Annotated in this window: 12 protein-coding genes and 2 pseudogenes; 5 read left to right on the top strand and 9 right to left on the bottom strand. The window is 43.9% G+C overall.

Features of this window, described 5'->3' with window-relative positions; all coding sequences use genetic code 11:
* Positions 1-2 precede the first annotated feature (2 nt).
* The 7 genes from preA to QMN38_RS05615 form a co-directional block, all read right to left on the bottom strand.
* Entirely contained in the window at positions 3-1,238 is a 1,236-nt protein-coding gene (gene preA, locus QMN38_RS05585) for an NAD-dependent dihydropyrimidine dehydrogenase subunit PreA (protein WP_323604674.1), read from the bottom strand.
* Positions 1,232-2,473 carry an NAD(P)-dependent oxidoreductase gene (locus QMN38_RS05590; protein WP_323604675.1) on the bottom strand — a complete coding sequence of 414 codons (1,242 nt, stop codon included), beginning with the start codon at positions 2,471-2,473 and terminating at the stop codon, positions 1,232-1,234. The genes preA and QMN38_RS05590 overlap by 7 nt, the downstream gene beginning before the upstream one ends.
* Before the next feature lie 233 nt (positions 2,474-2,706).
* Complete coding sequence (locus QMN38_RS05595; RefSeq protein ID WP_137382289.1) at positions 2,707-2,946, bottom strand: DUF2542 family protein; 240 nt, start codon at positions 2,944-2,946, stop codon at positions 2,707-2,709.
* A 2-nt stretch (positions 2,947-2,948) separates the two neighbouring features.
* On the bottom strand, positions 2,949-3,668 hold the full coding sequence (gene sanA, locus QMN38_RS05600) for an outer membrane permeability protein SanA (RefSeq protein WP_137382290.1): 720 nt from the start codon (positions 3,666-3,668) through the stop codon (positions 2,949-2,951).
* A gap of 186 nt (positions 3,669-3,854) precedes the next feature.
* On the bottom strand, positions 3,855-4,739 hold the full coding sequence (gene cdd / locus QMN38_RS05605; RefSeq protein WP_137382291.1) for a cytidine deaminase: 885 nt from the start codon (positions 4,737-4,739) through the stop codon (positions 3,855-3,857).
* A 148-nt stretch (positions 4,740-4,887) separates the two neighbouring features.
* Entirely contained in the window at positions 4,888-5,583 is a 696-nt protein-coding gene (locus QMN38_RS05610; RefSeq protein WP_202038276.1) for a CidB/LrgB family autolysis modulator, read from the bottom strand.
* The gene (locus QMN38_RS05615; protein WP_005129194.1) at positions 5,580-5,978 is read right to left on the bottom strand and encodes a CidA/LrgA family protein; all 399 of its coding nucleotides are present in this window, start codon (positions 5,976-5,978) and stop codon (positions 5,580-5,582) included. The genes QMN38_RS05610 and QMN38_RS05615 overlap by 4 nt, the downstream gene beginning before the upstream one ends.
* 214 nt (positions 5,979-6,192) lie before the next feature.
* Here QMN38_RS05615 and QMN38_RS05620 point away from each other — a divergent pair.
* The 4 genes and pseudogenes from QMN38_RS05620 to QMN38_RS05635 all read left to right on the top strand — a co-directional run.
* A pseudogene (locus QMN38_RS05620) lies at positions 6,193-6,483 on the top strand (tRNA-dihydrouridine synthase); the annotation flags it as partial.
* 133 nt (positions 6,484-6,616) lie between these two features.
* On the top strand, positions 6,617-7,477 hold the full coding sequence (locus tag QMN38_RS05625) for a hypothetical protein (RefSeq protein ID WP_323604676.1): 861 nt from the start codon (positions 6,617-6,619) through the stop codon (positions 7,475-7,477).
* Between the two features lie 49 nt (positions 7,478-7,526).
* The gene (gene dusC, locus QMN38_RS05630) at positions 7,527-8,465 is read left to right on the top strand and encodes a tRNA dihydrouridine(16) synthase DusC (RefSeq protein WP_323604677.1); all 939 of its coding nucleotides are present in this window, start codon (positions 7,527-7,529) and stop codon (positions 8,463-8,465) included.
* A 171-nt stretch (positions 8,466-8,636) separates the two neighbouring features.
* Positions 8,637-9,748 (top strand): IS3 family transposase gene (locus QMN38_RS05635; RefSeq protein WP_323604678.1). Its coding sequence is split into 2 segments (ribosomal slippage): positions 8,637-8,898 and positions 8,898-9,748, totalling 1,113 coding nucleotides; the frame shifts between segments, so codons are not numbered across the junction.
* Positions 9,749-10,036: 288 nt separating this feature from the next.
* Here the strand turns inward: QMN38_RS05635 and QMN38_RS05640 are convergent.
* The gene (locus tag QMN38_RS05640) at positions 10,037-11,110 is read right to left on the bottom strand and encodes a reverse transcriptase domain-containing protein (protein WP_323604679.1); all 1,074 of its coding nucleotides are present in this window, start codon (positions 11,108-11,110) and stop codon (positions 10,037-10,039) included.
* A 159-nt stretch (positions 11,111-11,269) separates the two neighbouring features.
* Complete coding sequence (locus QMN38_RS05645) at positions 11,270-13,498, bottom strand: retron Eco8 family effector endonuclease (RefSeq protein WP_323604680.1); 2,229 nt, start codon at positions 13,496-13,498, stop codon at positions 11,270-11,272.
* A gap of 118 nt (positions 13,499-13,616) precedes the next feature.
* Between QMN38_RS05645 and dusC (QMN38_RS05650) the strand changes: the two are divergent.
* Positions 13,617-14,282: pseudogene (dusC, locus tag QMN38_RS05650) on the top strand (tRNA dihydrouridine(16) synthase DusC); the annotation flags it as partial.
* Positions 14,283-14,481: the final 199 nt, after the last annotated feature.

A 14,481-nucleotide genomic window follows, 5' to 3' on the forward strand; every position in this document is an offset into this window, starting at 1 on the left:
TGTTACAACGTTAACGTATGCGCTTTCTCGCCGGTTTTAAATTTCACCTCACCGAGATCGATACAGGCTACCGGGCAAACGTGACCGCACAGCAGGCAGCCCACGCATTTTTCCGTGTTGCAGTGTGGTGTACGGGTTTCCTCATTCCATTCCATCGCCTGGTGCCCACCGTCATAGCAGGAGATGTAGCAGCGGCCACAGCCCACACATTTTGCGAGATTGATATGTGGATAGACGATGTAGCTACGATCAAGTTCCTCTGCGGGGATGATATTGGCGTTAGCGAGACCAACCATCTCTTCCAGCGAGTCAAATCCTTGATCGGCGAGGTAATGCGACAGCCCGCTGGTCATGTCCTCCACGATTCGGTAGCCATACTGCATAATCCCGGTGGTTACCTGCAGCGTGGCAGCACCCAACAGCAGAAACTCGGCGGCATCCTCCCAGGTTTCAATCCCCCCAATACCGCTAATCGGGAAATCGCGCAGTTCAGGGTGCATACGCAGTTGCTGAATAAAGCGCAGAGCGATAGGTTTCACGGCCTTGCCGGAGTAACCAGAAATACTGGATTTACCGTTGACGACTGGCATCCCGATTTTGCGCTTCAGGTCGATATTGGTGATGGATTTAACCGTATTGATGGTCGCGATACCGTCAGCACCTCCGCGCTTAGCTGCCAGCGCCACCTCGCACATATCACCAATATTTGGTGTCATTTTAGCCAGCATTGGTAAGGCGGAGCCGCGTTTAACCGCCCGACAATACTTTTCGACCAGCTCAGGGCTTTGCCCGACATCGCTGCCCATGGCATGTGAGGTCATTTGCGGGCAGGAGAAGTTGCATTCGATCATGTCTGCACCTGCCTCTTCAACCAGACGAGCGAGCTCCTGCCACTGTTCTTCGTTTTCACCCATGATCGACGCAATCAGGACGTTGTTTGGGTAGTCCTGTTTCAGTCGGCGAATTGCAGCCAGATTCTCCTCCAGCGGATGCTCGGCAATTTGCTCCATGTTTTTGAAGCCGATAAAGCCGGTATCTTCTTTGGTCAGATGGTCAAAGCGTGGGGAGACTTCATTGGCAATAAAGAAACCGATTGTCTTAAAAACAATACCGCCCCAGCCGGTATCGTAGGCTTTGGCACACATCTCATAGCAGTTGCCCACCGGAGAAGAAGAGAGGCAGAACGGGTTGGGAAATTTGACGCCGCAAAAAGTAATAGAAAGATCTTTCGTTAACATGAGCAAGCTCCCTCTAAATAGTGATGAATGGCCTGAGCGGCTTCTTTTCCGGTTTTCACGGCGTATACAACGGTTTTATCGCCTTTAACAATATCGCCCGCGGCAAACATAACCGGATCGGCGGTTTGGTAATTGTGCGTATCGATAAGATTGCGCTGTGGTTTTAACGCGGCGAAATCATCAAGCTGCGCATGTTGACCGACGGCAAGAATAATATGTTCGGCTTCAAGCGAGAGTTCTCCCGGCAGGCGTACATGCTTAAAGGTGACGCGATTTCCACTAACCGCCACAGGCGTGAAACCGTCAATAATCGATACCCCTAACGCCTGGGTGCTGTTGAACTCTTTGTTGCTGGCAGGGAATTCGGCCAGTTCCTCACGTGCGACACAGGTGACGGACGGGCAGCCCAGCAGTTTCAGTGTACTGGCGACATCCATTGCCACATCGCCACCGCCGATGATCAATGCGCTTTGCGCGACACTAATATTGCCGCCTGACTGTCGGGCCCGTTGCAGGAAGTCGACGGCAATTTCGACATTATTCGCGTGGTCAAACAGAGGCAACGTAGAACCGTAAGACATCCCTACGGTCACCAGTACGGCGCGGTATTCTGTTTTGAGTTGCTCAAGGGAGAGGGCATTACCCACTTCACAATTGCATCTGATGGTCACGCCCATTTCCACGATACGGGCAATCTCATTATCTAAAACCGTCTGCGGCAGACGAAACTCTGGAATGCCATAACGCAACCAGCCGCCTGGCTGGGCCTGCTTTTCGAAGAGGGTGACGTCATAGCCAAGATTACTCAGCGTTACGCTGGCCTGTAATCCGGCCGGACCTGCACCGATGATGGCGACCTTGCCCAGCGTTTTTGTTGCGGGCTGATAGATTTTCATTGCGGTCTGCTGTTCAAAATCGGTAATAAATCGCTGCAGACGCGCAATATCGATAGGTTTATCAATTCCTGAACGCGTACATCCGCGCTGGCATAATTTTTCGGTTGGGCATACCCGGGCGCACACCGCACCGAGCGCATTATTTTCCCGAATAGTTTCAGCCGCGCCTTTAAAATTGCGGAAATAAATGGAGCGAATAAATTTCCCTGGGTCGGTTTGCGCCGGGCAATCCTGACTACAGGGGGCATCGTGACATAATAAACAACGAGAAGCCTCTTTTATTGCTAATAATGGGGTGAAAGCCGGCGTGAGCTCATCCAGATAATTTTGTTGTGGCATATTTTCTTCCTTAATGCTTGAGTAAATTAAGGCAAACCGTTAATAACAAAATATAAAAAGTGAAAGGCTATTCTTAAGGCTAAGCACTGCAGGAAGAGTATTCTGTGAAAGGATTCACAAATAGAAGAAGGTGTGAGGGAAATGCTGACGGGCAGCATGAATCCCTTATATTGAAATGGTAACCGTTATCATAATATTAGTTATTCTCAACATCTAATATAAAGACAATATCGTTAACGATAAAATACCAAATAAACAACCATACCCAATGATAAACATCCGCATCCGGCATAAACCAGCACATAGGACCAAAATTGCAAAGGCTCTTGCGAGCGATAAGCATAAACCGGTTCGCGCGCATTCTTCTTAATTTTATCTACGGCTCCGGAGCGCCATCCTTTCCAGGCTTCCCGGAAACAAAAGAGGGGAATGAGCAGAAAGGCCAATACGACGAAGAGAGTTTGTACATCCATGCTTATTTTCCTTGTTTCTTTTGTAATTCGAGTAATTGTTCCGGAGTGACTGCCGGATATCCCTGAGCATCATCGGGTACCTGATGCATGGTCGGGATGGGTACCAGCGGACCTAAAAAACGTGGCTCGCGTTTAAAAAGGTAGAGATCGGCCAGCGCACCAAAGCGAGCGCCAAATTCGCGTACCCGCACGGTAAGCATATCTTTTGGCGAGGGTACCGCATAGCACTGAGCCTGAATGCCCATATGTAGCGCAATAAACAATGCGCGCTCACAGTGGAATCGCTGAGTAATGATGATGAAATCGTTGGTATCGAATACTTTGCGGGTGCGTACAATCGAATCAAGCGTACGGAACCCTGCGTAATCGAGCACGATGTCAGCGGGATCGACGCCCGCGGCAATCAAGTCTTTACGCATCGTCATCGGTTCGTTATAGCTTTGCTGTGCGTTGTCGCCGCTAAGGAGCAGATAGTTTACTTTGCCGCTGTTATACGCATTTAATGCGCCCTGAATGCGGTAGCGGTAATACTGATTGATGACGCCGGTACGGTAGTATTTTGCCGTGCCCAGGACAACACCAACCTGACGGTAGGGGAGATCCTGTAATTCGTCATAGATGTAGGGGGCCGTCTTCCAGCTCATCCATCTGTCGAGCCCAAGCACTGTCAACAGCAGCAAGCCTACCAGGACTAACAAGCTGTAAAACACGCGCTTTAACATGCAGAAAACTCGATAATTGGATGGAATTTCAATCAGGCTACTGTACCCAACGGCGGAGCGCAAGAAACAGCAGTCTGATTGAGGGGATTTTAGTCACTGTTGCCCGATGACGCGGCGTTATCGGGCCAACATACTGTACGGTTGGCTTTTAGGCCCGGTAAGCGCAGCGCCACCGGGCGTCACGACTTAACCGAGTAGTACGCGCTCGATATTGTCGCAACCCAGCGCGTTCAGCGTGGCAGACGTCGCATCCCACTGGATAAGCGCCGCATCCGCTTTTTCTGCCAGCACCGCACGTTGAATGTCCGGATAGTCGTAACCGTTAAGACTCAACAGGTTTAATGCACCCTGCAACGGTGGCAGTGTTGGGTTGAAGGCGGCGTTTTCAGCATAACTACCGCTGAAAATCTGTCCATCTTTACACTCCAGCGCCACGCCGCTCGGGGAGTTGCTGTAGGGCATATGGCATCTGTTTGCTGCGGCAATCGCCGCCTGGGTCAGCGCATCGCCTTGCAGCGCGAAGCCGTGATCCTGGTCGTCCATCAACAGCGTCTTGATGTCGAGATCTTTTGGCCCAAAAGCGTCCGGCAGATAGTCGCGTAGTGCGTGTGGTTCACGCCCAGGCAGGTGAATACGCAAATCCAGTCCGCTGTTCAGCTCATTCATAAACTGACGGCAGTGCCCGCAAGGGGTGTAGTTGACGGTAATCGCGGCGAGTCCTTTTTCGCCACGTAACCAGGCATGGCTAATAGCGCTCTGCTCGGCGTGAACGGTTTGCTGCATTGTGGCACCAAGAAACTCCATGTTCCCACCGAAATACCAGGTTCCGCTGATACCACGTGAGATCGCGCCAACGTTGAAGTTGGACAGCGGAGTGCGTGCGCAGGCCGCAGCTAAAGGCAGCAGAGCGAATGCCAGCGCGTCTTCGTCCAGTCCCGATTCGCGTTTTAGCAAAGATACCTGCTCAGCCGTCAGCATGGCGGGGAAATGTACATCCGCCAGAATAGGGGCCAGGGCTGATTGCAAGTTATCCGCGAGTTGGGCAAAAGCAGTTTGAAAACGTGGATGCATGGCGTTGCCTCATAACAATGTAATGGAACCGTAGTTTACGGGCCTGACAGGGCTTTATATGTGATCTAAATCTCATTGTGTATGCAACTTATGAAACTTAAATTAAAAATGTGCAACGCATCGCAAATAAACAGCTTAAAAATGCAGATTAGCCTACCACTGCCAGGATAACCGGGAACAGGAAGGGGGCAACCAATGAGGTGATAATCCCGCAAATCACCAGCGCCAGTGAGCTAAATGCGCCTTCCTGGTAGTCCAGTTCAGCACAGCGAGCCGTGCCCAGGGCGTGTGAAGCCGTACCCATTGCCAGCCCACGTGCTGCTTTAGTGCGAATGCGCATTGCATTCAGCAGGGTATGGCCAAATACGGCACCGAGGATACCGACAAAAATAACGCACACTGCGCTGATTGCCGGGATACCACCAATACTCCCGCCCACAGCCATAGCGATAGGTGTGGTTACCGATTTAGGCATAATAGAGGCGGCAATCTCTGGTGAAGCCCCCATCAGCAGGGCAATAGATGTGCCTGTGACCATGGCCACGACACTGCCGGCAAAACAGATTGCGATAATGGATTTCCAGCGGGCACGGATTTGGTGCAGCTGTTCATATAACGGATAGGCCAGAGCGACGACAGCAGGTTGCAATAAATCGTTCAGCACTTCGCTGCCTTTGAAGTAGTGATCGTAGGGGATACCGGTCAGCATCAGAAAGGGAATAATCACTACCATCGCGACGAGCAGCGGATTTAGCAGCGGCAGTTTACATCGCGCTGCCAGCTTACGTGCAGCAAAAAATACCGCCAGGGTGAGGGGTAACGACCACCAGATATACGACATCATTGTTTAGACCCTTTTTGACCAACGATTTTGCGTTCGCCGTGAACAATGTGCGAGCTCCAGCTCACTACCAGGAATACGACCAGTGTACTGATGGTGCAGGACACCACGACCGGACCAAATTGTGCGCGTAGCAAGTCAAAGTACTGCATGATCCCCACGCCAATCGGGACAAACAGCAGGGCCATGTAACGGATCAGTACGTAGCAACCCGGGTTTACCCATTTTGCCGGTAAGATCTGTAATGCCAGTAATACAAACAGAATCAGCATGCCGATAATGCTGCCCGGAATCGTGATTGGCAGCAGTGAGGCAAGAAAAATACCTGCATAGAGGCAGGCATAAATGAGGACGAATGCGCGTAAATATTGCCAGATAATGTTCAGTGACTTGCTCATATTTGAAACCCTTGACGAGACTGATTCATCATACAATTAAACTTTAAAACGTGCTACCGATCACATCATGAATTCTAAGCATAGTGGAAATAGATATCTGGAACATCAGGCAATGCCCCCAATCAGCATAACCAAACCTGTGCCTGGGCTGAGACGCTTTAATCTCCAGCATAGAGACGTTACCATAGCGCCTCTCTTTTTTGCGGGTAACAATATGCGTGTTTTACTGGCACCGATGGAAGGCGTGCTCGACTCGCTGGTGCGCGAGCTGCTGACTGAAGTGAATGATTATGATCTCTGTATCACCGAATTTGTTCGCGTGGTGGATCAACTGCTGCCGGTAAAAGTCTTTCACCGCATTTGCCCAGAGCTGCTTAACGCCAGCCGCACGACATCCGGTACGCCGGTGCGTATACAACTGCTGGGGCAGTATCCGCAGTGGCTGGCAGAAAATGCAGCCCGCGCGGTTGAGCTGGGTTCGTATGGCGTCGATCTAAACTGTGGCTGGACTAAGTTTATGAAGGATCAACTTAGTACAATAGCTTCATCCAATAATTTGAACTAGATCATCGCCGCTATCTCAATGTTCTATATGCGTAATGGTATGATGAAAAAAAAGGTCAGTGGAGGGAAGCTCGGTGGATAAAGCCTTTTGTACTATTGATGAGCAGGAATGGACGGCTGAGGCATTTTACGCGCTGCCCACTGCTGAAATTCAATCAAAAAGACGTAGTTTACTGTGTACCGAATGTAGTGGAGATGCATGGTTTAGACGGTCTAGTTATGGAAATGATGCACCGCATTTTTGTGCCCATCACCAGGAAAACTGCTCATTAGGTACTTCATATGAAGCAGTGGGCGAGGGTAGCAATGATAAGGCATTACCAGTATCAGATACTGATAGTGGCTTGGTTATAGATCTCGATTTAACTCAAAGCTATGATATTGACGTGAAACTGGCTGAACAAACCTCCGCAGCTACACCTGTAGGACAGAGGTTTACGGGTGAAAAATCTAACGACGGTAGCAGTGTAAAATATCCAGCACATTTTACTTTGAAACGATTGCTCTACAAATTAGTACAATCAAAAGGGCAATGTTATTTAGAAAAGAAGATTGGCTTCAAAGGTCAGGATTTTAGTGATTTACCAGAGAATGGTGCTGAACTATTTGTTGAATTTGCAAATGTTAAGCCATGGATGGATGGAGCACGGAGGATCTTTTGGGGATTCATCAGTGATGTCGGGCAAACGAATGATGGGAAAATTTGGTTAAACGCGGGTAATATTAAATCAGGTTTAAGTGTTTGTATTCAGCAAGATATAGCTAGTGCTTTCAGAGAACAATTTAAGGTAGTCAACAGTCTAGACGAGTTGGATGGCTGTCATGCTCTAATTATTGGTAAATGTTTGTATGCAACAACTGGTAAACCGATTCTATGGTGCGGCGATCTTAGCTATGTTGTACTTAGAAGGTATAAATCTGATCAGGAATTATAGCACCAGCTTCTAGAGTAATAATGTCCATTTTGAATTTTTCAGGAAATACATGCGAGTATTACTAGCTCCGATGGAAGGTGTTCTCGACTCGTTAGTGCGAGAGCTTTTAACTGAAGTAAACGACTACGATCATTGCATTACAGAGTTTTTACGTGTAGTAGACCAGTTATTGCCGGAAAAATCCTTTTATCGATTATGTCCTGAATTACATAATCAAAGCCGCACTAAATCCGACACTTTAGTCCGTATCCAACTGCTAGGGCAGCACCCGGGGTGGCTTGCGGAGAATGCTGTTCGTGCTGTTGAGCTGGGTTCACATGGTGTCGACCTTAATTGCGGATGTCCTTCAAAGCTCGTTAACGGCAGTGGCGGCGGGGCGACGCTGTTAAAAGATCCTGAGCTCATCTATCGCGGCGCGAAGGCCATGCGTGAGGCGGTGCCTGCTCACTTCCCCGTAACCGTTAAAATTCGACTCGGTTGGGACAGCGACGCGCGGCAGTTTGAGATTGCGGATGCTGTCCAGCAGGCTGGTGCCACCGAGCTGGTGGTGCATGGACGTACCAAAGAGGATGGCTATAAAGCGGAGCGTATTAACTGGCAAGCGATTGGTGAAATCCGCAAACGGTTATCGATTCCGGTGATTGCTAACGGCGAAATATGGGATTGGCAAAGTGCGCAAGATTGTATGACGGCAACGGGCTGTGATGCAGTGATGGTCGGACGTGGTGCGCTAAATATCCCAAACTTAAGCCACGTAATTAAATTCAACGCCCCTCGTATGCCATGGGCGGATGTAGTGGAAATTCTGAAAAAATATAGTCAGCTTGAAAAACAGGGCGATACAGGTTTGTATCACGTTGCACGCATCAAACAATGGCTAGGATATTTGCGTAAAGAATATGTTGAGGCCACTGAGCTCTTTACAATGATTCGAACAATGAAGCACTCAACAGATATTTCCTTTGCAATTAATAAATTAGGAAAATAATTAGAGTTAAGTTTTAAAACGTATGTTAAAACACTAATGGAGATAGATGATGACTTCGAAAAAAATCACGCAAGAAAGATACGAAATGATTTTGTAAGTATCCCGCATAATCGTGCCATTCACATTTAGAGATCCTCCGGCATAATCACTCTGCCAACAAAGGAGATCGCTATGCGTAAAGCCCGTTTTACTGAGCATCAGATCATTGCCGTAATTAAATCGGTTGAAGCCGGACGAACTGTTAAAGATGTCTGCCGGGAGGCCGGTATATCTGAAGCCACCTACTACAACTGGAAGTCCAGATACGGCGGCATGGAGGCTTCTGATATTAAAAAGATCAAAGATCTTGAGGACGAGAATCGGCGTCTCAAACAGATGTTTGCCGACCTGAGCCTTGAGAACCGGGCGCTGAAAGACGTTATCGAAAAAAAGCTTTAAAACCAGCCTTTAAGCGTGAGCTGGTCACTCATCTGATAACGACATTTGGGCTCAGTATCCGTCAGGCCTGCCGGAGTCTTAACCTGAGCAGAACGGTTTACCATTACCGTCCGGATACCACGCGTGACGAACCCGTTATTGTCGTGTTGCAGGCAGTGGCAGAGCGATACCCACGGTACGGTTTTCCAAAACTTTTCCAGGTTCTGCGGCGGCAGGGATACCCGTGGAATCACAAAAGGATCCATCGTATTTATTGTCTGCTGAAGCTGAATTTTCGCCGTAAAGGCAAACAACGGTTGCCGGTGCGTAATCCCTCGCCGCTGGCCACACCAGAAGCGCTGAACCAGAGCTGGTCTGTCGATTTTATGCATGATGCTCTGGTCTGTGGTCGTCGTTTTCGCACGTTCAATGTCGTTGATGACTTTAACCGTGAGGCATTGTCGATTGAAATCGATCTGAATCTGCCAGCTTTGCGCGTGGTCCGTGTACTCGACAGGATCGCGGCAAATCGCGGCTATCCGGTCATGCTACGCATGGATAATGGTCCGGAATTTATCTCACTTGCACTGGCTGAATGGGCAGAGCAACATGCAGTAAAACTGGAATTTATTCAGCCGGGTAAGCCGACGCAGAACGCTTTTATTGAGCGCTTTAACCGAACATACCGTACAGAAATACTCGATTTTTATCTGTTCAGAACGCTGAATGAAGTGCGGGAAATCACGGAAAGATGGGTGTCAGAATATAACTGTGAACGCCCGCATGAATCACTGAACAATATGACGCCTGAGGAATATCGGCAACACAATCATTTGGCCGGGATCTCAAAAAATGCCTGGAACTAAAACGGGTCTATTTACACTTACACCAAGATCTTTGAAGCTGAGATCTTCAACTAGAGTTAGATTATGGAGCTTGCAATAGTTACTGGCAAACTCCATTTAGCGACGATAACTATCACCTTTAGCTTGGTCTGGTGTACTGAATCTAACATATGAATAACAAAGCATAATCTCCTCCCTAAAAAATTTTAACTATTTTCTAAGGAAGAGTACATACTCAGGTGTGGATTTTTTTCTTATCGAGGATGTTAATGCATTTTTCAATTTTATTAATTTGTATTTTATATTTTTCTATGGTTTCATCGGAAGTTGATTTAAATTTGTGTTATGAGAGATTATTGATAATAAAAATGAACGATATCCAGTCAGTTTGTTTAGTATTTGGTCTAGAGAATAAGCTTTGACATATTTTTCTCTGTTGCCATAACGCATCATTTTTCTCACATCTTGTTTAAATAGCTTTTTGAGGATTTCTTCATTACTATTTTTCTTAACAAGAATATGGTGTAAAAGTTTGTCAATTATGACTGTTTTTTTATTCGATAGTCTTATTTCTGATGGAGAAAGAGGAGAGAAAAGACCTGCAAAACCAGTAAGTCTGATCTGGTTCTGTATAATATATCCATTCAAGGAAATTGTATGAGATTTTATTATCGTCTTCTTGTTGTTTATTTTCAATCCTAATAAAGATACTAATATTTTTATTTCTTTAAGAAAGAACTCTGAATGGATTATTTTTTTGTTTCTTGGGGAGGAGAAAAGCATGTCATCGGCATATCTTGTATAAGTAATATTAAGTTTCACGCATAGTTTTTGTATTAAAATATCTATTTTTCTGAATGAAATGTTAGATATTATAGGGGATGAGCTGAAGCCCATTGGGAGAATTGCTTTGTCGTGAAAATTTTTATTTTCAAACTTAGTAGGGATTGTATAGGTAATGCATTTTATAATTACGTCTATTAATTTTTGATTGTGTTTTGTATTTACTACATCATCATCAATATATTGGCTAATTGTTTCTTTAACGTCATCCACGTTCAAGGAATGAAAGAACGAGCTAATATCCATTCTAAGAAAATGATAGTTTTTAGCATGAGGTTCTAGAAAATCAAAATATGAGAATCCTGTCCTATATGCTATCGCGGAATTATTTAAATCTAATAATGGATTTAATACAGTGTTTATATTTGATTGTATTTTTCTAAATGTGCTACTGTAGTTCAGTGAATACATGAACTTATTTTTATATTTTTTTTCAACTACATGGGAATCAGGTATTGCAGTTTGATAAAATTCATCAATTTCATCTTTCTTTAGTAAAAGAATTTTTTCTATGAGGATTTTTCTTGTGATCTTATTCATGATTACTTCGGTTCCGATACAATGAACAGACTTTCACTTCAGTGGCTTACAAAGTCTAATTAAGACTAGTGAGACCGGCTAGTAAATAATAGGCTGATCAGATCAAATCTGATCATAGGAACGTCAAGCGTTCGCCATAAACTTCTATGGCCCATTTATCTATCGGAACCGAAGTCTATCTAAAATACTACTTAGTTCTGAGAAAATCAACCTAAACTCGTCGTGAAATCCTTTAATGTCTGCTGAGTTTTTCTCAATTTCGTTGATTGAAAAATCAACAAACTTGGTAACCCATCCACTAGTCTTTTCTGTTAAATAGCCCAACATTGTAAAGTCATTTCTAAAATTTGATATTTCGGTCGCAAAATGAACGGGTACAATTTTTTTGAAATTTTTATTAAAAGTGGCTGTTAGTGTTTCAGTCTTTCCACAGAATAATAGCCTGAGTACAATGGATTGAATTTTGTCGTCAGGGAAAACTGCATTTAATCGTCTACTAAGTAATTTAACTAAGTCACTTTTCAATTTTCTTATGAATAATCTATTTTGATCACTAAGTGTTTGAATGGCAGGATTGTTGCTTAAGACTGATTCACAGGTTTGTAAAAGCTGCGTATCATTTAAGTATGGGCTAAGCCGAGCTGAGTTTATTATTTCATCTATATTCCCAATGTTTTTTGGATTTAAATTTCCCAACACTTCACTAAGCATCCATTTTTTAAATAAAATTAAGCTCTTTTCATTAATTAAACAGCCTTCAATTGTTGTGGATGTGATCCAGTAGTTTTCTTTTGAAAGTATGAACTTATTAATGCGATTAATTAATCCATGCCAATCAATGTTGGTTATATTGATATTATTGCTGTCCGTCTGAATAGTTGTGTTATTTAATCCTTTAAGGAACATATCTATGTTTCTTTTTGCTTGAAAGTTGCTAGAGCCTATATATGAATACTTGTATTTGTTTCTAACTTGAGCAATACTTAATTTGCCAGTCTTTAATGTGAATTTTTTATTTTGATTATCAAATGAAAATAAATGATCGGCGTCATATAAGACAATATATGGAATTGCAGTGTTTGAATAGGAAGGATTTATATATTTTAATGCAACATCGCTTGTGGCATATATATCAATGTTTTTTAAATGCTGAAATTTGTTAGTGAGCAATTTATTAGAGAAAAGCTCTTGCTCGGTTACACCTTCAACGAAGAATATAAATTCACTAAAAAACAGTCTTGCTTCATTATCATTGAATATATTTAAAAAGCGATGGTCATCATATGTTGAATTCATTTTCCTTATGTTAGTATTTTCATTTAACATAGAAAAATGTAATACCTGCTGGTTTATGCCGAATTCTTTAACAACAGATTTTAATATATTAGGCGAATGTGTAGACATGAAAATGTTTGGATATGGTGTTGCATATTTGTTTTGCTCTATTCCTTCTTTACTTTTTTTAAATGACATATATATTTCATAGAGGTTTTCTATTAATTGCTCGCTTTTTTTTGGATGCAATCCTATTTCAGGTTCATCAATGAATACTATTGGTGTTATATAGTCTCTTCTTGTAAGGGATATCAACAGGGATAGAAATATTTCAATGTATTTGAAAGAATTTGTTCCATCTGATTGAATTTCTAGTTTTTTACCATCGATCTGAAATGTTTGACCATCTAACCCTACTTTAACATAGTTTAGAACTTTCTCTTTATATCCATACTTAGATGTTTTAGTGATTTCTTTTATTTTATTAATGTAATCAGAGTACGACTTGCTATTCTCACCTATTTTGCTATCAAAAAAAGCAACTATCTCTTCATTAGATATTTTCTCTGTGTTAAATGATTTTAGTTTGCTAATTAATACCCACAATTTATCCCAATCATATAAGTCAACATGACGAGTTTCAATGTCGAAATAAGGGAATAGATGATTTATTATATTTAGGGTTTTAGTGTCCTTTGTCGACCATTGCACTGATTCATCATTTTTTATTTTTAGACTTAAAGTGAAGGTTTTATCATTTTTTGATTCGGTTAGAAAAAATGACAATCTTTCATAGTATGCTTGTTTTAAAAGAGTGCTTGCAATTTGTTTAAAGAATTTATTATTGTTGTTTTTGTGTCCTCTCACTATTTTAGATATTCTGGTTATGTCATATTCAATTGATATTTCACCATAGGAGCTGTAATTGTTATTCAATTTAGGTGGAAGTGCATCTCGTCGTTCTAATTTTGTATAAAAGAATCTTATCAATTTTAACAGGTTAGATTTTCCTGTGTTATTTCTTCCAATTATGCAGTTTATATCTTTAATATCAGAGATGTGAATTTCATCATATGAAAGTAAATTTTTTATTTTTATTGATTTAATACCCATGTGTTCATCCTTTTTTATTTGTTGTAGGGGATTATATCCTTTTTAAAAGTTTTCGATAAGTGTTTTAGTATGTTAGTAGATTGCATGAGTTTATACACATCAATAATGTTTACTCTTTATAAACTTTGCCTGCCCGTCGAAGCTGGTGAATGGCAGCGGCGGTGGCGCAACGTTACTGAAGGACCCTGAGCTGATTTACCGTGGCGCGAAGGCCATGCGTGATGCGGTTCCGGCCCATTTACCGGTGACGGTAAAAGTGCGTCTGGGCTGGGACAGCAGTGACAGGCAGTTCGAAATCGCTGATGCCGTCCAGCAGGCCGGAGCCAGCGAGTTGGTGGTGCACGGGCGAACGAAAGAGCAAGGTTATAAGGCTGAGCACATTAACTGGCAGGCAATTGGCGAGATCCGCCAGCGTCTCAATATCCCGGTTATCGCGAATGGTGAGATCTGGGGCTGGCAAAGCGCACAGGACTGTATGGCTATCAGCGGATGCGATGCCGTCATGATCGGGCGCGGTGCGCTTAATATCCCGAATTTGAGTCGCGTGGTGAAATATAACGAACCGCGTATGCCATGGCCTGAAGTTGTGACGTTACTACAAAAATATACCCGACTGGAAAAACAGGGTGATACCGGGCTGTATCATGTGGCGCGTATCAAACAGTGGCTGGGCTATCTTCGTAAAGAATATGTTGAAGCGACAGAACTGTTTCAGGAAATTAGGGCGTTGAATAATTCACCGGATATTGCACGCGCGATTCAGGCCATCCCTATTATCGCCTGATGGCGGCGTAACCGCCTTATCCGGCCTACGGAACGGACGCGTAATTCGTAGGCCTGATAAGCGTTTGTGACATTACGCCTCCATTTATAATTCAGTGGAATTATTTTGACAGAATCATTTGTTATGTATATGTTTCTTAATTATGTGATTCTATTTCAAAAGATGTATTGCCACGCGTAACTAAAAAAGAGAATGCGGT

Origin of the sequence: Citrobacter sp. R-1.5.2 (assembly GCF_035064245.1) — a bacterium.
GTDB lineage: Bacteria > Pseudomonadota > Gammaproteobacteria > Enterobacterales > Enterobacteriaceae > Citrobacter.